22 protein-coding genes are annotated in these 21,086 nt (G+C 67.4%); 11 read left to right on the top strand and 11 right to left on the bottom strand.

Annotation, left to right across the window (positions count from 1 at the left end):
* The 7 genes from H6718_26220 to H6718_26190 are packed head-to-tail and all read right to left on the bottom strand — an operon-like array spanning position 1 to position 4,827.
* Positions 1–1,212, bottom strand: a complete 1,212-nt coding sequence (locus H6718_26220; GenBank protein ID MCB9588936.1) for an ABC transporter permease — start codon at positions 1,210–1,212, stop codon at positions 1–3.
* Positions 1,209–2,387, bottom strand: a complete 1,179-nt coding sequence (locus tag H6718_26215) for an efflux RND transporter periplasmic adaptor subunit (GenBank protein MCB9588935.1) — start codon at positions 2,385–2,387, stop codon at positions 1,209–1,211. Before H6718_26215 ends, H6718_26220 begins: the two co-directional genes overlap by 4 nt.
* Positions 2,387–2,935, bottom strand: coding sequence for a cytochrome b/b6 domain-containing protein (locus H6718_26210; protein ID MCB9588934.1), 549 nt, complete (start codon positions 2,933–2,935; stop codon positions 2,387–2,389). Before H6718_26210 ends, H6718_26215 begins: the two co-directional genes overlap by 1 nt.
* Positions 2,932–3,354, bottom strand: a complete 423-nt coding sequence (locus tag H6718_26205) for a hypothetical protein (GenBank protein ID MCB9588933.1) — start codon at positions 3,352–3,354, stop codon at positions 2,932–2,934. The genes H6718_26210 and H6718_26205 overlap by 4 nt, the downstream gene beginning before the upstream one ends.
* Entirely contained in the window at positions 3,351–3,776 is a 426-nt protein-coding gene (locus H6718_26200; protein MCB9588932.1) for a hypothetical protein, read from the bottom strand. Before H6718_26200 ends, H6718_26205 begins: the two co-directional genes overlap by 4 nt.
* The gene (locus tag H6718_26195) at positions 3,773–4,210 is read right to left on the bottom strand and encodes a hypothetical protein (protein ID MCB9588931.1); all 438 of its coding nucleotides are present in this window, start codon (positions 4,208–4,210) and stop codon (positions 3,773–3,775) included. Before H6718_26195 ends, H6718_26200 begins: the two co-directional genes overlap by 4 nt.
* On the bottom strand, positions 4,207–4,827 hold the full coding sequence (locus H6718_26190; protein ID MCB9588930.1) for a TetR/AcrR family transcriptional regulator: 621 nt from the start codon (positions 4,825–4,827) through the stop codon (positions 4,207–4,209). Before H6718_26190 ends, H6718_26195 begins: the two co-directional genes overlap by 4 nt.
* 242 nt (positions 4,828–5,069) lie before the next feature.
* Here H6718_26190 and H6718_26185 point away from each other — a divergent pair, with 242 nt between their 5' ends.
* The 7 genes from H6718_26185 to H6718_26155 all read left to right on the top strand — a co-directional run bounded on the left by H6718_26185 (position 5,070) and on the right by H6718_26155 (position 13,232).
* A complete protein-coding gene (locus H6718_26185) occupies positions 5,070–5,312 on the top strand; it encodes a hypothetical protein (protein ID MCB9588929.1) in 243 nt (80 codons plus the stop codon).
* Positions 5,313–5,409: 97 nt separating this feature from the next.
* Entirely contained in the window at positions 5,410–6,288 is an 879-nt protein-coding gene (locus H6718_26180; GenBank protein ID MCB9588928.1) for a hypothetical protein, read from the top strand.
* Positions 6,285–6,533 carry a hypothetical protein gene (locus H6718_26175; protein MCB9588927.1) on the top strand — a complete coding sequence of 83 codons (249 nt, stop codon included), beginning with the start codon at positions 6,285–6,287 and terminating at the stop codon, positions 6,531–6,533. Before H6718_26180 ends, H6718_26175 begins: the two co-directional genes overlap by 4 nt.
* Before the next feature lie 3 nt (positions 6,534–6,536).
* Positions 6,537–7,289 (top strand): hypothetical protein, encoded by a 753-nt coding sequence (locus H6718_26170; GenBank protein MCB9588926.1) that lies wholly within the window; start codon positions 6,537–6,539, stop codon positions 7,287–7,289.
* A 21-nt stretch (positions 7,290–7,310) separates the two neighbouring features.
* Entirely contained in the window at positions 7,311–9,245 is a 1,935-nt protein-coding gene (locus H6718_26165; protein ID MCB9588925.1) for an ATP-dependent DNA helicase, read from the top strand.
* Positions 9,229–10,629, top strand: a complete 1,401-nt coding sequence (locus tag H6718_26160; protein ID MCB9588924.1) for a DEAD/DEAH box helicase — start codon at positions 9,229–9,231, stop codon at positions 10,627–10,629. Before H6718_26165 ends, H6718_26160 begins: the two co-directional genes overlap by 17 nt.
* Positions 10,626–13,232 carry a hypothetical protein gene (locus tag H6718_26155; protein ID MCB9588923.1) on the top strand — a complete coding sequence of 869 codons (2,607 nt, stop codon included), beginning with the start codon at positions 10,626–10,628 and terminating at the stop codon, positions 13,230–13,232. Before H6718_26160 ends, H6718_26155 begins: the two co-directional genes overlap by 4 nt.
* A 15-nt stretch (positions 13,233–13,247) precedes the next feature.
* Here the strand turns inward: H6718_26155 and H6718_26150 are convergent, their stop codons facing one another.
* Both H6718_26150 and H6718_26145 read right to left on the bottom strand, forming a co-directional pair.
* Complete coding sequence (locus H6718_26150; protein ID MCB9588922.1) at positions 13,248–13,991, bottom strand: hypothetical protein; 744 nt, start codon at positions 13,989–13,991, stop codon at positions 13,248–13,250.
* 18 nt (positions 13,992–14,009) lie between these two features.
* Positions 14,010–14,714 carry a peptidoglycan-binding protein gene (locus tag H6718_26145; protein MCB9588921.1) on the bottom strand — a complete coding sequence of 235 codons (705 nt, stop codon included), beginning with the start codon at positions 14,712–14,714 and terminating at the stop codon, positions 14,010–14,012.
* 349 nt (positions 14,715–15,063) lie between these two features.
* Between H6718_26145 and H6718_26140 the strand changes: the two genes are divergently transcribed.
* The 4 genes from H6718_26140 (at position 15,064) to H6718_26125 (ending at position 18,093) form a co-directional block, all read left to right on the top strand.
* Positions 15,064–16,485 (top strand): MBL fold metallo-hydrolase, encoded by a 1,422-nt coding sequence (locus H6718_26140; protein MCB9588920.1) that lies wholly within the window; start codon positions 15,064–15,066, stop codon positions 16,483–16,485.
* A 43-nt stretch (positions 16,486–16,528) separates the two neighbouring features.
* Positions 16,529–17,281 (top strand): serine/threonine protein phosphatase, encoded by a 753-nt coding sequence (locus H6718_26135; GenBank protein MCB9588919.1) that lies wholly within the window; start codon positions 16,529–16,531, stop codon positions 17,279–17,281.
* 66 nt (positions 17,282–17,347) lie between these two features.
* Positions 17,348–17,719, top strand: coding sequence for a hypothetical protein (locus tag H6718_26130; GenBank protein MCB9588918.1), 372 nt, complete (start codon positions 17,348–17,350; stop codon positions 17,717–17,719).
* 191 nt (positions 17,720–17,910) lie between these two features.
* Complete coding sequence (locus tag H6718_26125) at positions 17,911–18,093, top strand: hypothetical protein (protein MCB9588917.1); 183 nt, start codon at positions 17,911–17,913, stop codon at positions 18,091–18,093.
* Positions 18,094–18,266: 173 nt separating this feature from the next.
* Here the strand turns inward: H6718_26125 and H6718_26120 are convergent, their stop codons facing one another.
* Together H6718_26120 and H6718_26115 are read right to left on the bottom strand one after the other, a co-directional pair.
* On the bottom strand, positions 18,267–18,998 hold the full coding sequence (locus tag H6718_26120) for a TetR/AcrR family transcriptional regulator (GenBank protein MCB9588916.1): 732 nt from the start codon (positions 18,996–18,998) through the stop codon (positions 18,267–18,269).
* Between the two features lie 342 nt (positions 18,999–19,340).
* Positions 19,341–21,077, bottom strand: coding sequence for a hypothetical protein (locus H6718_26115; GenBank protein MCB9588915.1), 1,737 nt, complete (start codon positions 21,075–21,077; stop codon positions 19,341–19,343).
* Between the last annotated feature and the right edge of the window lie 9 nt (positions 21,078–21,086).

Below are 21,086 nucleotides of genomic sequence, written 5' to 3'. Positions count from 1 at the left end.
TCAGCCCTCCAGCGCGCGCGACGGGTCGATGCGCATGACATGAGTGAGTCCGAGGATGCTCGCGAGCGTGACGATCGCCATCGTGGCAATCGGAGCCACCATGGAGATGGTCTCGGTGATGAGAACCCGCCGAGGGAACATGGGGAAGACGATCTCCCCAAGCGCGAAAGCGACGGCATAGCCCAACGCACCGAGGAGCCAGGCTTGCTGCAGCACGAGGCCAAGGAGGCGCGGTTTCGGCGCACCCATGAGCTTTAGAACCGCGAGATCGTGCGTCTTTTCGAGCGTAAGGTTGTACATGACCATCATGACGATCACTGCAGCCGTGAGCGTGAGGATCGCGGTGAAGAGCCCGATCTGCATTCGGGCCCGCTGGACGACGCCACCGAGGAGGAGCGCTTCCTCTTCGCTCTGCGAGTAGACGCTGACGTCGCCCCAGCTCCGCATGACCTCTCGCACTTCGGCAAGTCGGTGCGGGTCCGCCTCGACGAGCACGGCGGCTACCGGGGGCGATGCGAGCGCAGGTGCGCGCCAGCGGGGGTCGGTCGCGAGGTCCTCGAGCGCGGGCTGCCCACGGCCGAGGTCGGTGCGGCGCAGGCGCTCCACGACGCGCTGACGTTCGAGCACAGCAGCCTCAGGTGGCTGGTCGAACGCGACGAGTTCGGCGTCGCTCACGGTCATGAAGGCGACGGAGTCGCCACCGGAGGTGAGCGCGTTCCTCGTAAGCCCCACCACGCGATAGTGCTCGCCCGCGAGCATCAGCTTCTCGCCGATGCCAAGCCCGAGCGAGGCGTCGACGATCATCTCTCCATGTGGTTGCTGCAGACGTCGCCCCCGCACGAGCGGCAACGAGCGCCCGGGGTCGTCGGGCCAGCCGAGGCCAACGAGCGCGATGCGCATCACAGCGCCGCGGTGCTCTCGCTGAATGAGCTGATACGTGTACGGACGCGCGGTGCGAACACCAGGCACCGCGGCCGCACGCGCTTCGACGCTCGGGTCGAGCCGAGATCCTTCCGCGAACGGACCGCGCGTGTCGCGCTGAACGAGCCAGAGATCGGCATGCATTGCGCGGGTGAGGATGGTGGCGTCATCGACCATCCCCGCGTAGATGCCCTGCATCGCCACGACGACGCTCAGGAGAAGCCCGAGCCCCGCAGCGGTACCCACGAACCGGGCCAGATGCCTACGAACGTCCCGCAGCGCCAAGTTCATGGTGCCACCCAGCGCCGCCCGAGCGGGAGCGTCGCGACCACGCCCGGCGCCGACAGGACCGCGTCCCCCTCCGCGAGTCCGTCCAGCACCTCCACTTGGTCGCTTCCCGTGAGGCCGAACCTCGGCCGGACCAGAGCAATCCTGCCATCGCGGTCGGCGTAGACGAAGGCTCCCGTATCGTCGTGCTGGACCATGCGGATCGGAACTCGAAGCACATGCTCTCGACGCCCGACCTCGACACGCACATCGGCGCGCTGGCCGATGGCAACACGCCGCTCAAGTCGTTCAGGCGTGACCTCGACGAGCAACTCGTGGGTCTGGCGGTCCGCTTCCCAGGAGATCCTCGTCACGCGGCCCGTCAATGACGCATCCGTGCCCGGAAAGAAGATGGCAGCTCTTTGGTCCACCGCGAGCAGCGGAAGCATCGTCTCGTCCACCGCGGCGTTGACGTACACCCGGTTCGTGTCGACGATGCGCAGCACCGTCGAGCCGATGGTGACCGTGTCACCTGGTTCGCGCAGCCTGCGTGTCACGAGGCCATCAAAGGGCGCCAGTAGCGTGGCTCGTACCATGGCGACGCGCCGCTGCTCTGCACCGCCCGTCGCGACGTCGATGCCACGAGTCGCCTCGGAACGTTGGGCCAGGACGCGATCGAGCTCCGCGCGCGCCACACGCAGGCGATCGCTCGCCTCATCGCGCTGCTGACCAGGAACTGCCCCAGCGTCAGCGAGTGCCTGCGTCCTTGTCGCTTCGCGCTCGGCAGTTGCGAGGAGCGCCCGCGCGCGCTCTTCCTCCGCGGCAAGTCGCTGCAATGAGGCGCGTGCTGCGCTGATGCCCGTCTGGGCAGAGCGAAGGTCCGCTTGGGCCTGGTTTGTCTCAAGGCGAGCGAGCTCCTGGCCAAGGGTGACGCGCGCGCCTTCATCGACCAGAACGTCGCTGAGCCGTCCCACCAGGTCGAACCCCACGGCAGCTTCGCGCTGGCTCTCGATGGTTCCGCGTCCGAACGCTTCCTGCGTGATGGTGCCGCGGTCGAGGCGAGCGACCTCCACGCGGACCGGCGACCAGACCCGGAACCACGCGACGAGTAACACGACCGCGACAAGTACGACGCCCCATAGGCCGCGCCGTACGAGGCCGAGCGCTCGACGGAAGACGGTCGAAGCAGCCGCGGACATCACCGCGCACCTCCCTCGCGAGCAGGCGACTCAGCGCCCAGGAACGGCACCATCCGCCTGAGCACTCCACCTTGGCGAACCTGCTGGAGCATCACGCCACCCACGTGGAGGAGCACGAGGCCGAGCAGCGCGAACACGAGCGCCTCGTGCGCCTCGCGCGACGCGAGCGCCTCGAGCGCCGGGGCTTCCGCGAGCTGCCCTCGCAGGTAGTCCGGCCACGCGCTTCGCGCCCCGGTGACGAAGCCAGTGGCGCCGATGCCAAAGGTCACCACGTAGAGGAGCGCGTGAATCACGCCGACACCTCGGCGGTGCAGGTCCGAGACGGGCAGTGGGCTCACCGCTGGCCCGCGGCGCCGGACGACGAGACGCGCGACCGTGAGCAGCATCAGCGTTGCCCCACCGAGCGTGTGCAGCCGCGAGATGAGCAGCCGCCCGCTCGAGTCAGCCGGAAGGTCCGTCATGACGAACCCCGCCGTCGCCAGTCCGACGATGAGTGCTGCAGCGAGCCAGTGGAGCGCGACGCTCGCGTTGGACCAACGTTCCTTCATGGCATCCTCCGATCGAGCACGCGCGGCAGGAGCAGCGCCTGGGTGACCCAGAACCCGGAGCGCAGGGTCATCGCGATGACTGTGCGCAGCTCGAAGGCACCACCCGCGAGCACATGCACGCCGAACGCGACGAAGACCACCAGCGTCGCGACCGCGAGCGCTCGGGCGATCCAGGTGGCCCATGACCCGCCGAGCAGCGCAGCGAGGCCTGCGAGCACGTAGGCGAAGCCCGCGCCGAAGTTGAACAGCAGCACGAACGAGACGACGTTGCCGGCCTCCTGTCGAGCGGCGGGGCCGCCGAAGAGGACGTGTCCCCCCTCGACCAACGTCGCGACGCCGAACAGGACGGCTGTCGCGCCGAGCGCCCAGCGGCCAAGCCTCAAGCGTGGTTGGGGATAGGAAACCGTCGCGCCGGTCATGTCGCGCTCCTTGCGTCACCCCAGTGCTTCAGCGCGAGCACGCCGGTGAGCACCACGGAAGCCGTCATCGACACGGCGCCGAGCAGCACGAAGATCGGCGAGAGCCCGAGGTACACCTCACCGAGAATGCCGGCGGGCATCAGGAGGCCCGCGAGGCCGAGCCCGGCCGCCGCGGTGCGCGCCCTGTCACTCGCCGCCGCGAGACGCACGAGCACGAACCCCAGCGCGAGGTTGAGCAGCGCGAACAGGTTCCCGTGTACGTGCGCGAGGCGGGCCTCGAAGTGCTTACCAACCGAGTAGCTGGCGACCCAGGCTTCCTTGTCAGGCGCGAAGTCACGCAGGTAGATGAGGAGGAACCCGTAGAGCATGAAGCCCGCCATGACGAGCAGGCCCACGCCGACGTTGTAGCGACCGGTCTTCATTGGTGATGCTCCTCTCCACTTCCGAGGTGATGAACGAGGAGCACGAGGTCGGTCCCGGTGTCCGGCTCGACGGAGTGCGGAACGTTCGGCGCAAGGACGACCGCGTGTGTGGGGTCGAGGCGCAGCCGCTCGGCGCCGGCCACCACGGTGCCGCTACCGTGAAGCGCCGTGATCGTCACCGGCACCTCGGAGTGGTGCGTCGGCAGCACGGTGCCGGCCCGAAGCACGATGCTCGCGAGCTTCAACGCGGGCTCGTCGACGAGCACCCGCACTTCGCGCGGCTCGCCCGCGCTCGGCGTGCCGGGGAGCTCGACGACGCGACTTGCTGGTCCGCCAAGCGTGGGTGCGTGGTGCTGCGTCGCGGACTGCGTGGCACAGCCGCCAAGCGACAGCGCAGCGACCGAGAAAGTGGAGGCGAGAATCAGACGCATCATGGGGAACTCTTTCTGCTCGACGTGGGAGCGACAGCGGGCGGACGGAGGAGCGCGAGCAGGCTGCCCAGAACTGCGCGCGCTTCGGCATCTCGCTGCCGAGCCTTCGAGGGAGAGAGCGCGAGCATCTGCACCGTGCCCATGACGATCGGCGCGAGCGTCTCGGCGGGGAGATCTGAGCGCAGCTCGCCTGCGTCCTGGCCCTGGCGCACGCACTCGAGCACGAACGCGCGCGTCTTCTGCACGCAGGCCGCAAGGCGGGCCGAGCCGCTCTGAGGGAGCGCGAGCAGGAACTGCTCCGAGAGAACGAGCCGCAGAATACCGAGCTGATTGCCCACCGCGGTGCTTCGAGCCTCGACGAAGCGTTCGAGGCGCTCAACGGGCGGAAGCGTCGATGGCGGGTAGGTGGACTCGAGAACAGCTTCAACGCGCGTCACGACCGCGTCGAGCAGCGCTTCGAGGGATGCGAAGTGCCTGAAGATCGCGCCGCTCGAGAGCCCGACCTGCGCCGCGAGGCTGCGGGTGCTCAAGGCCGCGATGCCCTTGGTCGCGATGATGTGCAGCGCGGCGTCGGTCAGCTCGACCTGTCGATCCAAGGATGTGCGCCGAAGCTCGCCCATACGCACGAGAGTAAGCACTTACTTGCTTACAGGCAAGTAGGCGCGCGCAAGCTATTGGAGTGCTTGTTGTTTTGTGTCCGCGAGCCGGCGCCGCGACTCTCCGCTTCGGAGCTTCCGGTTGGGGGACGGGAGAGAGGGACCCCGGAACCGGCGCCCGATCCTGCCCTGGCTTCCACCTTCCCCTCTCCAACGAGGCTGCCCTCGTACCCGCCGATGACCGGTGGGTCGCGAGGAGACAGCCCATGAAGACCCAGTCCACCACCGCCACCGACTGCCGCTGCAAGGCCTGCGGCGCCCTCTTGGCGAAGCGCGATCGCGACGGCCTCACCATCCGGCGCGGCGACATGCAGGTCGTCGTCAGCGGCGACAGCACGGTCGCCGTCACCTGCTACCGCGACCGCTGCCGCACGTTGAACGTCCTCGCGTCGCGCACGCCGATGCCGCCGACGCCCGTGCCCGCGCTCCCGAGGGCGAGCGCCGCGTAGCTCGCGGCGCCCTCCTTCACCTCAAGTCCACCGAGCGCATGACGCCCTAACCACGGCCCCAAGGAGCGCCTGACGCCCGCCGGAAAGGCGGCGCGTCATGCGCGCACGTTGGGAGGCGCTGCATGCAGCCCTCGACCGTTCCGTTCGTTCTCTTCAGGCAGAGCAGGCGTTTCAACAGGCAAGGCAGCACCCCGCGCTCGCGCGCTTCGACCAGCCCTTCGAGGTGGTCGAGTACCTCGCGAGCAAGGGCGGCGACCTCGACGAGAAGGATCGCCTCCTCGGCGTGCTCGTGACCCTCGTGCAGCGGCGCGAGCACCACGAGCTCGTGAGCGGGCTCCTGTGGCTCGGGCTCTGGCCCGGCCTCGACGCCGTCTACCGGCGGCGGCAGCGCAACTTCCGGGGACAGCCCGAGGAGCTGATCGCCGAGCTGGCCGACGTCTTCACGGGCATCATCGAGCGGCTCGACCTCGAGGTGGTCCACCGCGTGGCCGCGACGCTCGTGCGCAGCACCGCGCGCGACCTCATCGATCGCCGCCGCCGCGTGTGGGCCGACGCTGACCGGATCGTCTACCGGGACACCTTCGAGCCGGTACGTGACCAGGACGACCGCATCATCGTCGCGAGCCATCTCGACCGCCTTGCGCGCGCCGAGTGGGAGGCGTCGCAGGCGGAAGCCCCGCTCGGGCTGACGCAGGGGCTGTCGTTCGAGGACGACGTCGCCGAGCTGCGCGTGTGGCTCACCGAGATCATCGGCGCCGACGCCGAGCTGCTGCTCGCGGTGCTGGTGCTGGACGAGAACCAGCGCGAGGCCGCCCAGCGCCTCGGGCTCTCGCACGACGCCGCTCGCAAGCGCTTCCAGCGCGCGCTCGGCCGACTCCGCGAGCACCTCGCGAGCTCGCTGTCCCACTCCGACCTCGCGGGCCGCGTTTGCCTCCCCACGAACCGGATGAACCGCCCGGAGGAGCCGACCGCATGACCCACGAACCGATCCCCATCCACGACCTGCCCGGCGACGAGGACTTCATCCGCCTGCCGGGCCTCTTCCGACGCTGGGAGCTGAACGACGTCATCGAGCTCGGCGCGGACTTCCACCTCGAAGACGCCGGCGAGGCCGCCGACGGCACGCAGCTCATCGCCGTGTACCGGCGCGAGCGCCGCAGCACCCGCAACACGACCACCGACAGCAGCAGCACCACCCACCCCAACAAGAAGGAGCAGTGACCAATGACGAACAGCATGTGGCAGCAGACCGAAGAGATGGCGAAGAAGCACGACCAGGGCGGCTCGCTCTGGCTCAAGCTCGCGGGCGATGGCGACAAGGCCGTCGTCGTCTTCCTGGGTGAGCCGCACCCGCGCGAGGTGGCCTTCGTCGACGGCAAGTACGTCGAGGTCGACGAGAAGATGAAGGCCGCGGGCACGAAGGCCTCGCTGCGCGTCGCGCTGAACGTCGCCCTCTACGACTCGAAGGAGGTGAAGGTCCTCGAGCAGGGCGTGATGTTCTTCAAGGACCTCGTCCGCGTCCGCGAGAAGTACGGCCTCGAGAAGTGGGCCTTCGAGATCCAGCGCCACGGCGCCGCGAAGGACCCGAAGACCACGTACTCGATCCTCCCGGAGCACCAGCTCTCGGTCGAGCAGCAGAAGGCCTTCCAGGCGCTCCCGCAGCACGACCTCGCGAAGCTCTACTCCGGCGAGGCGGACGGCGGCGCGAAGGGTGGCCAGTCGCTCGACAGCTACGACAAGAAGAGCGACGCGAAGGGCGACGGCACCGTGGCCCCCAACGTCGCGCAGGGGCTCGTCACTGCGCTCAAGGCGCTGCCGCGCGAGGCGACGGACAAGTTCCTCGCGAAGTTCGGCGTCCAGCGCATCAAGGACCTGCCGACGTCGCAGGTGGAGAAGGCGCGCGCGTTCGTCGAGCAGCTCCAGACGGAGAGCGCCGCGCCCGCCGCCGCCGAGACCGAGGTCGATCCCTTCGCCTGAGCGAGCCGCGAGGAGCCACCGATGAATGACTACCTCTCCGAGGTCTTCGGGGACGGCGGGCTCTTCGCCTCGCGGTTCCCCGGGTACGAGATGCGCGAGGGCCAGGTGGCGCTCGCCCGCATGGTCGACGAGGCCATGCGCGGCGGGCGTCACGCCCTCGGCGAAGGGCCGTGCGGAACCGGCAAGTCGGTCGCGTACGCGGTGCCGGCCGTTCACCACGCGCACCACGAGAAGAAGCGCGTCGTGATCGCGACCGCGAACATCGCGCTGCAGGAGCAGCTCGTCAGGAAGGACCTGCCGATGCTCGCGAGCGTGCTGCCGTGGCCGTTCACCTTTGCGCTGCTCAAGGGCCGCAACAACTACGTCTGCCTCGACCGCATGGCCGAGAGCGAGGCGCGCGGCGAGCTGCGCGGGCTCTACTACGACGACCAGCAGCGCCAGGTAGACGAAGTGCTCGCGTGGGCCGAGACGACGAAGACGGGTGACGTCTCCGAGCTAACGTTCATCCCGCACGCCCAGGTCTGGTCGAAGTTCTCCGTCGGCTCCGAGGAGTGCAAGGGCGACGGCTGCCCGTTCCGGGACGACTGCTACGCCGAGCGCGCGAAGGCGACGGCGCAGGGCGCGGACATCGTCGTCACGAACTACCACATGCTCTTCGCGCACCTCGCCGTGCGTCAGGCGACGGGGCAAGACCTCGTGCTGCCTGCGTTCGACCTGCTCGTGCTCGACGAGGCGCACGAGGCAGCGGAGATCGCCCGCGAGTTCTTCGGCTTCACGCTGTCGGAGCACACCTTCGGGCGGCTCGCCTCGGCGGCGGCCGACCTCGGGAACAAGCAGCTCGCGGGCGAGCTTCGCCAGGAGGCGCAGCGCCTGTTCGCTACGCTCGCCGACTTCGCCCGCTCGCCCCGCTACAAGAAGCGGCTCAAGGCGCCGGGCTTCGCCAACGACGCGGTTCTCCAGCGCGCCCTCGGCAAGCTCCTGGCGCTCGCCAAGGCCCGCGCCGAGGACGAGCTGGCCGACAAGAAGGAGCGTGCCACGGCGCGCAACGTGGCCAAGAACGCAGCCACCGCGGCCGCGCGACTATCCGAGGGGCTCGCGCAGTCGAACCCCGCCTGCGTCTACTGGCTCGACCTCGACAACAAGGGGCGCACCAAGCTCCGGTCGAAGCCCATCGACGTGAGCGAACTGCTGCGCGAGGAGCTGTTCGCGCGCTGCCCGTCGGTATCGCTCGTGAGCGCTACGCTCACCACCTCGGGCACCTTCGACTTCGTGCGCCGCGAGCTCGGCGTGCCCGAGGGCGCGCTCGAGGTTGTCGCCGAGACGCCGTTCGACTTCGCGTCGCAGGCGCTCCTCGTCGTGCCCGAGCGGCTGCCCGATCCGCGCGACGCCGACTTCATCGACGAGGCCGCGCGGATCTTCCAGCACGTGGTCGACGCCTGCGACGGCCGCACGCTGGGCCTCTTCACGTCGTACCGGAACCTGAACGCCGTCTACGAGCGGCTCGATGGGCGGGAGCACCGCGTGCTGCGCCAGGGAGAGCTTCCGCGCGCAGAGCTGACGCGCCTCTTCAAGGAGGACGTCGGCAGCATCCTGCTGGGCACGGAGAGCTTCTGGACCGGCATCGACGTCGCCGGCGAGGCGCTCACCGGGCTCGTCATCGACAAGCTGCCGTTCCCGCCGCCCGACGACCCGGTCATCGACGCCATCTGCGAGCGCGATCCGCGCGCGTTCGACAACTACCTCGTGCCGCTCGCCATCATCGCGCTGCGCCAGGGCGTCGGCCGCCTCATCCGCTGCAAGACGGACGTGGGCGTCGCCGTCATCCTCGACAAGCGCATCGCGGAGAAGGGCTACGGGAAGAAGTTCCTCAAGAGCCTGCCGCCGATGCTCACCACCCGGCACGTCGAGAACATCACCCGCTTCCTCGAGGAGGCTGCCTATGCGCGCGCGAGTTGATGCGGCGCTGACGCTCGACGCCCGGGAGGTGCCACCGAAGGTCGTCGAGCGCCTGTGCCGGATGCTGTCGTTCCCGAACCCCGCCTTCCTCGATCGCCTGCGCCTCGGGCTAAACCCCGGCGCCGAGCTCGAGACGGTGTGCTTCGTCGAGCAGGTGGGCGGCGAGCTACGCCTCCCGCGCGGCGCCATCCACGTGCTCAGGCGCGCGGCCGCGCAAGACGGGCTCATCGTCGCCTGCGACGACGCACGCGTGTTGCCCGAGGTGACGCTCGATGTACCCGCGCTCGCCCTCCGCGACTACCAATCGAACGCCGTCGACAAGCTCGTGAAGGTCACGCAGGGCACGGTCGTCATCCCGTGCGGCGGCGGCAAGACGCGCGTGGGCATGGGGGCGATCGCCAAGCTGCGCACGCCGACGCTCATCCTCGTCCACACCCTCGACCTCGCCGAGCAGTGGCTCGGGGAGCTGAAGGACAAGGTCGGCCTCGACGCCGGGCTGATCGGTGATGGCGAGGAGCGCCCCGCTCCCGTGACCGTGGCCGTCATCCAGGCGCTGGTGCGCTGCGAGCCGTCGAAGCTCGACGCGTTCCTCGGCGGCTTCGGCCTGCTCATCCTCGACGAGGCCCACCACGTCGCTGCGAGCACGTTCCATTCGGTCGTCGACCGCTGCCCCGCGCGCTACCGTCTCGGGCTCACCGCGACGCCCGAGCGCGAAGATGGGCTGACCGCGCTGCTCGACCTGTTCCTGGGCGCGCCGCTCGTCACCGTCACGCACGACGAGCTGGTCGCGGCGGGCGTCCTCACGGTGCCCGACATCCACAGCGTCGAGACGGACTTCACGTACCTCTACACCGGCGCCGAGGACTACGCGCCGATGCTGTCCGCCGTCGCGAGCGATCCCGCGCGCAACGCGCTCATCGTCGAGCACGTCGCTCGCGAAGCCCAGGCCGGCCACGTCTGCCTCGTGCTCTCCGGCCGCATCGACCACTGCCACACGCTCGCCGCCGCCATCGAAGCCGAGGGCGTCTCGGCGGCGGTGCTCACCGGGGAGGTCAAGCGCGCCGTCCGCAAGGAGCTGCTCGATCGTGCCCGCGCCGGCGAGCTGGCGGTCATCGTCGCCACCAGCCTCGCCGACGAGGGCCTCGATCTGCCACGCCTCTCGCGCGTGTTCCTCGCGTACCCCGGTCGCGCGCGGGGTCGCACCGTGCAGCGCCTCGGAAGGCTCATGCGCCCGCACGCCGAGAAGACCGACGCCGCCCTGTTCGACTTCGTCGACCGCAAGGTGCCGCTCCTGCGGCGCCACCACCTCGAGCGCCGGAAGCTCTACGCCGAGGTGCTCGGCGTGCCAGCGTCGAAGCTCGGCACGCGCCAGGGAGCCGCATGAGCGCGCTCGGCCCCGACGAGAGCACCATCCGCGCCACCTGGCGCTGGCTCGCCCATCGCGCGCACGGCGTCTCGGAGGTGCGCGTCATCCGTCCCGCGGGCGGCATCATCGGCATCGGCTTCTTCGACGACGAGGAGGCCTTCGTCCGCGAGTGCGTGCGCACCAACGCGGCGGGCAACGTCTACGTCGGCATCCAGCCGCGCCCATGCCGCCTCTTCGACGCGGCCCCGAACGTCGTGCGTCCGCTCAAGACCGGCGCCGGTCGCAAGGACATCGAGGTCATCACCGCCACGGTCATCGACCTCGACCCGGTGCGCCCGAAGGACACTGCCAGCACCGACGCCGAGCTCGCCCTGGCAATGGCCGCCGCGAACGAGGCGAGCGCGTGGTGCGAGTCCGAGGGGCTCGTGCGCCCGCGCCTCATGATGAGCGGCAACGGCGCGCAGCTCTGGTTCGCGCTGCCGGCGACCGCGCTCGAGGGCGAGCGCCGTGAGCGGCTCCAAGCCGGGCTCAAGGCCTTCGAGACGAAGGTGCGCGAGCGCGCGCAGACCGACGCGGTCCACGTCGACTCGATCCACGACGTCGCGCGCATCATCAAGGTGATCGGCACCGTCAGCCACAAGGGCGACGGCAAGGGCGACCGCCCGCACCGCGTGAGCGCTGCGCTTTCCGGCTTCGACCGCAGCGAAGACGACAAGCTCCTCGCACGCCTCGACGTCGAGCCCGAGCCGACGCTGCCGGTCGCCGCCCCGCGCGTCTCGCTCCCGATCGTAGGCAACGTGGCCGCGCCCGGCACCACGAAGGCGAACCGAACGCCCGAGGGCGAGTACGACTGGGAACACCCGGTCGAGATGTGCGGCCCCATCCAGCGGCTCTGGGACCACGGCGCCGAGGACCGCAGCGTCGCCATCTTCGACATGGTGCGCTTCTTCGCGCACAAGGGGCTCGGGCTCGATGAGATCACCGAGCTGGTGATCGAGTACGACCGCCGGGGCTTGGGCAAGCTGCGCGGTCGCGACGGCGTTCGCTACGTCGCGAAGGCCCACGAGAAGGTGCTCGCCACCGCGCGCGCCGACGGCTCCATCGCGCCGCCGTGCCACTCGCTCCAGAAGATCGGCTTCTGCAAGGTGAACGTCGAGCCGACCGCACGCTGCGACCTCTACGACGTCGTCTTCGACATCGAGAAGGCGATCGAGGCCGTGCCCGCCGACACGCCCGCGCGCGAGCTGGAGTACCGGCTCAAGCCCATCCTCGACGCCATCGCGCACCGCGACCCGTCGGTGCAGTCGAAGTACCTCGGCGCCGTCGAGAAACGCTTCGGGCTGAAGGCCAAGGACCTGCGCAAAGCGGTCGCCAAGGCAGCCACCACGCCCGCGCGCGAGGACGGCGAGGGCACCGATCCCGAGAGCAGCGACGAGGACATGGAGGGCGCGATCTTCGAGGACGCGTCCTGCTACTACTGCATGACCGCGCGCGGCGAGTCGAAGGTCATCTCGTCGTTCACCATCGAGCCGACGATGCGCGTCCTCACCGAGGACGGCGAGATGATCTTCGGCGACGCGCTCACCGACAAGCACGGCAAGGTGCCGGGGCTGCGCCTCCCGCTCACCGCGTTTCACAGCAAGCGCGACCTCATTCGCCAGCTCCCGTCCGCCGACCTCCAGTGGACCGGCAGCGACAACAACGTCCAGGGGCTCCTGCGGGTGCTCGCGCGCCGGGACATCCCGCGTCGTCCGGGCTCCAACATGCTCGGCGACTACAAGAAGGGCGAGCACCACGTCTGGCTCGGGCCGAACTGCGCCATCGGGAAGGAGGGCTTCATGGAACCGTCACCCGTGATGTACGTCCCGAGCGGCGCCTCGCTCGACAAGCGCATCGCCTACGTGAAGGTCGACGAGGACACGTTCCTCGAGGTCGCGGCGACGGTCTTTCGCTGCCTGCCGCAGGTGAACCGGCCCGAGGTGATGCTGCCCGTCATCGGCTGGTTCTTCGCCACGCCGATGAAGCCGCGCTTCATGGAGAGGGTCGGCACGTTCCCGACGCTCTTCGTCTGGGGCACGCAGGGCTCGGGCAAGTCGAGCCTCTGCATCGACATCATGTGGCCGCTCTTCGGCATCCGCGACGCCGAGCCGTACTCCGCGACGGAGACCGAGTTCGCGCTCCTCAAGCTCCTCACGTCGACGCGCTCGGTGCCCGTCTTCATCGACGAGTACAAGCCCTACGACATGCAGCGCCAGCGGCTGAACACCCTGCACCGCTACCTGCGCCGCCTGTACCGAGGCGAGACCGAGGAGCGCGGGCGTCCTGACCTCAAGGTGAACAGCTACCACCTGCAGGCGCCCGTCTGCGTCGCGGGCGAGACACGCCCCACGTTCCGCCTCCTAGGCTGCCATAGGCAGCTGCGGAAGCGCATGGGAATCGCTCCCTTTCTGTTCGCGCCTGCGCGGGCGCGAAGTCGAGGCAAGTGCCAGCAGCGCAAGCCGCAGGCGTGCCACCCACCTAAGACGTCGTGCGACGCCTTACACCGCCAAAATCCGGGGTGGCAGCGAAGACCGGGAGCCGCGCCAGCTAGCCTCGCGCTTCCGCCTCCTAGGCTGCCATAGGCAGGCAGCTTGCGTCTACGGCTTGCGGACGCTCGCGCTGGGCGCGGGCTTCTTGTGGAGCTTGGTGTCGAGGCGGTTCGAGGCGATGCAGGCGGACTCTTGGCCTTCGTCGCAGGCCTTGCGGTAGCCCTCCAGGGCCTGGGGCAGCTCGCCCTTGGCTTCGTGGATGGCTGCTTCCGTGAGGATCGTCCAGATGCCGTTCGGTTGCTGCTTGCGCAGCTCAGCTAGATCTCGTTCCGCGTCCTTGAAGCGCAACTTGATGGTGTTGAGCTTCGCGCGCTCAACCAAGCACTCGTAGTCTTTGGGGTCGCGCTCCAGGCACTCGTCGACCTCGGCGCGTTCACACACGAAGTCTCCCATGCGCCCGCAGGCGAGGCGCAGCGTGCGAGAGCACGCGAGGTTGCGCGGGTTCAGCCTCAAGCAGACTTGCGACTGAGCCTTGGCTTCCCAGTTGTCTTCGGTGCGGTACGCCTCCGCAGCGGCTGCCTGAGCGATGGCTTCTGGGATCTGCGCATTCGCTGGGGCACTCTCGCTGGGAGCAGGTGACGGGATGTCCCTGCTCGAAGGAGCCGTTGGTGTTGGCTCGGCCTCCGCGGAGCTGGCTTCATCGGGCAGGTTCGGCGCTCCCGCTGCCGCGGACGCGAGGAGCTTTGCGTCAGGCGCGTCAGGCGCGTCGTCTCGCAAGAGGACCCAACCCCCCAAACCCAAGAAGCCAGCGAGAGGTAACCAAAAGACCGGTGATTTGGAAGTGAGGGCCATCCCAGTGTCCCCCACGAGTCAGTCGGAGTCCTTGATCGGTTTTGCGGCTTTGAAGCCGCCGGGGCGGGTGTCCTTGCGTGCGGCTGCTCGTGTCGCGGGGCCGACGACGCCATCGTCCAACAGGCCGCGGTCACGTTGCCAGCTTCGGGTCGCCTTTTCCGTTTGATGGTCGAAGTCACCGGTTGGCGGCAGGTTCAAGATGCGCTGCCAGCCGCGCACGTCGTCTCCCCGAGAGCCGATGCGCAGAATGCGTGGCAGCACGGCGGAGACGAGGGGCTCGTTCCCGCGTTCGACCTGCCCCCCGTCAAAGTTGTCGGGGACGACCGCCGGCTTGAGCGCTTGGACGTGTTGCAGTTGACGGATCAACGCCCAGGTGTCCAGGCGCCCAAGGATGGGTAGGCCGGCTAGGCAGTAGCCGCGCTCGCTGCGGGAAATCGTATCCCCGCGGTAAACACGCGCCGTGTGGCTCACAGGTACTTCGGCGTCCCGGTCGGCGTCGCTGAAATGACCGTAGTCCGCGTGATCGATCGATGTCGGAGCGTCCCCCTCACGAGTGACGCCGAGCACCGTCAGCGTATGCGCACCCCGTCGGCCGCTGACTTGGATCACGTCTCCTGGCTTGATGTCCCAGGGTGTATCCGCGAGGTACTCCTTCCAGGCGAAGCCTGCGTGGCGTCTGAGCTTCGGGATCGTCTCGCTTGGGTTCCAACCCCACGCCTCCATGCGATTGAAGAACTCCATCGCTTCGCGCATCGCGGGGCCAGAATACCTGTGGTCACCGCACAGCAGCCAAAGCCAAGCGCCATGCAGGTCTTCGCAGGTGAGGTAGCCTGGGTAGTCCTCGCGGCCTTCCACTACGCGCTTGAAGCACCCGTGAGGGTCGCGGTGCTTCGTCAGTCCGTGCTCTCCACCAACGAGGTAGCTAGCGAGGCTGACAGCAGCACTCCGGACGACTTCTTCCGAGAGCTCTCCATTTTGCGTGAGGAACACTCGCTTCACGACCCCAGGTTAGCCTGAAACGCGGCGCGCGTGTGCTGGTCTGGCGCGCCGACCATCTGTGATACTCGCCCGGATGCGCTGGCACTACCTCGGGCACGCCATGTGGCTCCTCGAACTCGGGGAGGAAGGAACGCGGGTGCTGTTCGATCCGTTGCTGCACGACGTGCACGACGACGGACTGTCCTCGGTGAGCCCACGTCGGGAACTCGCCTGCGAGCTGCTTCGGCCGGATTTCGTCGTGGTCTCCCATCGCCATCCCGATCATTTCGACGTGGATAGCTTGGCGTGGCTCGCGGCGATTGACCCTGAGTGTGTGGTCCTCACGTCAGACGAGCTGGTCGCTGCGGTCTGCCGACGACTTAGCTTTGTCCAGGTGCGCGTGCTCGGGTTGTGGGAACAGGTGGAGCTGTGCGGGGGCACGCTAACGACCACTCCCTCTTATGGGACGTGCGTGGAGTGGGGAGTTGCCGTGTCGAGCGCCGACGGTGTGGTGTGGAATCACGTCGACTCGGTGCTTGGCAGCGCGAATCAAGCTGAACGTACGCTCGAGGTGCTGCGAGGTGCTGCGGGGCAGGGGGTGAACCTACATCTGGCCCGTTGGTGTCCGGTGCTCGAGGTCTCGGCGCAACTTGCTGGCCGTATTGGCTTTCCGCGCGGGACCTATGCGGAGCTGCTTCAAGGTCTGGCGGTCCTGGCGAGCGAGCCCACGTGCTTCGCCCCCGCGGCGGTCTCGGTCGTGCCCCTCGCTCCCAACGATGCCCTCGCCAGTAACGCGTTTCCGGTCACCCGCGCGCAGTTTGCCCGCGACCTCAGCGCGCTGTCGCCCAACGCTCGGCTGCTGGACTTGAACGTGGGCGACACGCTGACGGTGGAGCGGGGCGTGACCCAGCGGTGGCCCGGCAAGAGCCCTTATGTGCGTGCCGTCGACGGTGGCGAACTGCCGACTTTTGTCCCATTCGAGGTCGCTCCGCTACGCGACCCGTGGCCGTGTCCGTCTGGAGATGCTGTGGCGCGGATCCGAAACTGGCTCGAAAACGAGCTAGGTCCCCAGCTCAGCAGGCTTTCAGGCGAGGGGCAGAACTCGCTTCCGGTCGCACTGTGTCTGGATCTCCGCAGCGGAGACAAACCGTACGGAAGCGTCGGTGAGGCTTGCGCGCGCTCGGCGGCGTCCTGGACTCTGTTGCTGACCGTGGGTTCCTGGAGTCTCCAGCCCGGGATCGACCCAAGCTACGATCAACTCGTGGCAGTCAGCCTCGGGGGCCTGCTGCGGGTCCTTGACGGCGTGTCCAGTTGGGGCGAGCTGCTGCTGTCTGGTCAGCTCCGCTGCTCGGATCGCGCTTATCGGGTGGTCCACGGGCAAAGCGGCGGAGCCCTTGAGCGAATCAGCTGGTTACCTGCACTGTTCGTGTACTCGGCCCCCGGCTACGAGGAGAGTTTCGAGACCGCGACGTGGCGCCGAGTCGACGACTTGCGCCGAAAGGGCAAAGGCCAATGAAAACCGGGTTCCCAGCTCAACCAGGTGCTGACAGGATAGGGAGATGGCCGGCCGCACGTTTGCGATTGGGGATGTTCACGGGGACACCCAGGCTCTGTTCAAGCTGCTTTCTTGTTTTCCCACGCTGGACGAAGAAGACACGCTGATCTTCCTGGGGGACTACATCGATCGCGGACCTCGTTCCGCCCAAGTGATCGACTACATCCGCAATCTTCCCGGCACCATCCCAGCCAAGGTGATCGCCTTACGCGGCAACCACGAAGACGCCTGGCTGCGCGTGATCGATCGCGGCTGGGACGAATTTGTGTTGCCGCCGGGTAATGGCTGCCTGGCCGCGTACCGTTCCTTCGTCGGTGGGGCGATCCCCGAAGAGGGTGAGTTGCCAACGGTCGAAGAGCGCGCCTCGATGCTCACAGGGTCCTTCTTTCCCCCAGAGGTCGTCGATTGGTTCCGCTCGCTGCCGTATTGGTACGAGGACGACCACGCGATCTACGTTCACGCCGGTCTGCCTCATGGACCGGATGGGTTCCTCCACCCGAAGGACGTGAAGGCGCCCATCGCGCTCTTGTGGTGTCGCGACGAGGCCTTCTTCCGCAACTACCGCGGCAAGATGGTGGTGTTCGGGCACACGCGCACGGAGTACCTGCCTCCGGAACTGAGTGACTACACCCCCGACGATCCCACGGATCTGTGGGCTGGCCCGGCGGTCGTCGGTATCGACACAGGTTGCGGGAATGGCGGCTTTCTCACGGGGCTCGAGCTACCAGCGCGCAACGTCTACGAGTCGCGCGAGTGACGTGGCGCAGTCCCACGCCGTGGGCTAGGGTCCGCCGCGCTCCCTGATAGTCGGAGCGCTTCTGAGATGGCCGACTTCACCGACATCATCGCCGTGTTCTTCCTCATCTGGAACACGGTGCGAAAGCTGGATATCCAGAAGCAGCGCGCGGAGGATTTCCCCCACGTCGATCCTGCGGCGTTCGCCGAGTGGCGAAAAAAGGAGCTGTTCGCCTACAGCCTTGGCGCCTACGCGAGCATCGCGAAGTTGGTGCTGAACTTCGCCTGGATCTACGTCATCAAGCGCTACGAGCCTCCGGTCTGGTCCATCCGTGCGGTCGGGATGAGCATCTTCTTTGGCTGGGGGCTCGCGCTCATCATCTCTGCTTTGATTGGCACCAAGGGACGCGCGATGCGCGGAGACCTCGGGATCGCTCTCAAGAGCCGCCGCGAAAGCTGAGCCGAGACCGTGAGGGCTTCCAGCGCTGGGGTAACGTGACTCCTGCGTGATGCCCTTGTCTCACCCCACAGGGTTGTAGGTGGGCACGGGTGCGAGCTGGTCTTCGGGGATTCGCCGCGAAGCTCTCGGTTTCTGGTGTCACGGGAAGATGGTTCACACCCAGGCCGTAAACCGGACATAACGGAGCGCACATGCCGAACGATCCCACCCAAGCCCTCGGCATCCTGCTGGCAGGGCTGCTGAAAATCGAGGCCGAAGAGGCATGCTCCGTCGTGGAGGCAGAGCCGGCCCCTGAATCAGTGGAGCGGGTGCAGTCGTCGTCCACCAGCGGTGTTCACCGCATTCCAAAGCCTTCGATCTCGCCCGCTGCCTGATTGGTGTTGCCGTGCGGCAACAGTGAGTGCGGGTACGAATGGACGAGGACGCCCGGCGCGTGGCAGTTGGACGCCCGGGTGGCAACCGTTGAGGCTCACCCCCTAAAGCAGCCGGGACTTCACCGTCGGCGCGAATCGCCCCATTTTTTAGGGGGAGAGGCGCTCTCTACGGCTCAGTTATCCGACGTATTGCGGACGCCGGCCCACACCAAGCGCAGCTGTCGACGATACGTCTCGCGGATCAGCGACGGGGTGTCCTTCAGCAGCAGCGGAATGCCGAAAAATAGGCTGAGGAGCGCCATCACCGTGGTCTCGATGTTGGTGCCTGTCGGGAGCTCACCGCGTGCCATGGCCGCCTGAATGGGCTGGCCGAGCACCTGATCGAGCTTGCGACACGGTACGTTCATCGCGCACTCCATCTCGGGGAATGCTTGGAGGCGCTCGGCGAGGGAGAGCTCGGAGCTGAATGGGCAGCCACCGTCGCCCCGCTCGACGCTCATGAAACCGATCACCTCCATCATGATGCGTGGGCACTCTTCGAGCTCGCGACCCATGATGTCGAACAGCTCCTCGATGAACCGCAGGCCGTCTTCACCACCGGCCGCCTGGCGAGCCTCCCAGGTGACCTCGACGGTCCAGATCTGGATGAAGTAGCGTAGGACGTCTTCCTTCTTCGGGAAGTAGTTGAAGAAGGTGGCCTCGCTGACCTGGGCTTCCTCGCTCAGTTCCTTGACGGTGATGTCGCAGAACGGCTTTTCTCGCAGGCGACTGACCGCGGCCCGCATGAGCGAGAGCTTGGTGCGGGCGAACTTCTTTTCGCGCAGCGGGATGCGCTGAACGGCGGTGTCCTCCCGAGGTTCACTCTGGGGCAGGTCTAAGTCGGCGAGGGGAGACGACTGGCTCATGGTGTGATTGGGGTTCTACTCGGCCCATCCGGGCAGACGGGCGTTCGGAGGCGGGTGGGAGAGTCCGCTTCCCGAGTGGGGGCGCTTTTTGGCCGATGAAAGGTGTCCTAGGTTTAGGTGTCCTCTATTGAGGGGGTTGGCGCAAGCGGTGAAGGGCTCCATCGACTGGCGAGCGCTCGACCCTTGCTCTTCGCGCCTCGCGGCGTTCCAACAACAAACACCTGGTGGAATGGGTTCGAAGTGTCAACACCTGCGGGCGCGTTCTGCAGGTGTCGATGTAGGTGTGCGTCGCCCCGGGCGACCCATAAGGGCGCGGTAGCGTTGCGAGTTCCAGCTCGAGCTTCAACCGGGAGGCGAGAGGCTCTCGGGTCGCTCCAAGCCGACCACCCGGAAGTCTCGTGGCCCCAGCTGGTACAGGTGGACCCGGGTTGGAAAGAGCGTGTGGCTGTCGACCGCGGTGAGATCGACGATCAGATACTCAGGGGATTGGGCGCTCGCTCCAGCGCTGGTGGGGAGCGACACACAGACCTTGCCGCCCGTGCGGGAGGCCGCGAGGTTCTGGCTCTGGAGCAGCTCCCCAACGAAAGCCGTGACCTGATACTTGCGCTTTCGTGGGGCAACGTGGGCGGCGACACCGACGTCTTCTACACACAGCTTGCCACTGTCGACCTGGGGATTGGCGAACGGTGAGAGCTTGCCCAAGTAGCGCCGGAGCAGCTTGTCCCGGCGACCGATCAGGATTCGAGTGAGTTCGTCCTCGAGCAGGTCGCTGCGCAAGTCGCCGGACTCGACCAGCGCCCGCACGTGGGCGTCGTCGAACTTCGCGAGGATGCGGGTCATCCATGCCGCGTCTCGCTCGGTCATCGCGACCATCCCAGGGTTCGGATAGCCGGGACGGTACTTATCCGGGTAGAAATGCTCGACGTCGTAGTAACCAAAGACCGGACCCGACTTGCCGAAGCGGGCCGTATCCCAGGGGCGTTCCTGCAGACCGAGGGTCAGGAAGTCCTCGAACAAGTAGGGAAAGTCGAGATAGTAGGCGTTGCCGATGCGGCGCCCCAGCAGCGGTGGCTCCCAGATGCTGCCGAAGCAATCGCCGAAGTCGATGTAGTAGTGGCGTACGTAGCCGAGACCTGCGTGCTTTGGGTCCTTGACCCAGGCTGAGAGCGTATTCTGCTCTCGGGAGTCGAAGTGATTCGTCCACGCGGCGAGCACATAAGCGCCGCGCAGCTCGCGACGCATCTCGTGGTCGATGACGTCATTCGGGTCGTCGCTGCGCTTCCCCTCGTAGGTCCAGGGGCCGAGGGGCTTGCCATCGATGAACAAGCTCGTTGCCGCGCGGTATCTGCCGTCTGGCAGGACTTGGGCTTTGCTGAACACCGTGTCGAGATGTCGCTGGGTCAGCGGCTCTTCATCCCCATCGGCGTTTTCACCCTTTGCCTCAGGATCGATCTGCAGGATGCCGCGGTCGAAGTAGACGACGCGATTGCACGGGGTGTAGAAGCCTGCAGCGTGGTAGATGCGCGAGCCGATGACGTCTGCGGCGGTGGGCCGAACACCTTGAGTGGTGCCATCGAACTTGATCAGATAGCGGAAGCCGTTCGCCGCTTTGATGATGAACCCGGGGTTGAAGCCGTTGGGTTTGGCGCCGGTAACCGTCCACGGTCCAGCCGGATCGAGGGGTTCCGTGACGCAGGCGCCGTTCTCGAACTCGTCGAGGGGCATCTCCGGGCCACCCTTGGCGAAAGGGAGACCGATGCGATTGCGAAACCAGCTTGAATCGGGAACTTCGTCGACGGAGTTGACGTTCGTTGCTTCGCCGAGCGGGTCAACCGCGAGGAAACGACTGACGGGACGAAACACCAGCTGGTTTGCGCCGTCCCATGCGAACGGCGAAAAGTACTCCTCGGGCTCCTTGGCGAAGGCGTGGCGGTCGGAATCCCTCCACACTGGCTCCTTGAGCGGGAACTTCTCGATCGACCCGGCGCAGGCGGTGCTGGCGAGGGCGAGCGCGAGCACTGCACCCTGAAGCGCGCTGCTCAACGGCCAGGCGCTGTTCGACGGCCAGGCGTGTTGCAACGAACGGGC

The sequence above is a fragment of the Polyangiaceae bacterium genome (genome assembly GCA_020633205.1).
Classification (GTDB): Bacteria; Myxococcota_A; Polyangia; order Polyangiales; family Polyangiaceae; genus JAHBVY01.
The sequence above is the reverse complement of the archived record's forward strand: the minus strand, read 5'-3'. Positions and strand labels throughout refer to the sequence as shown.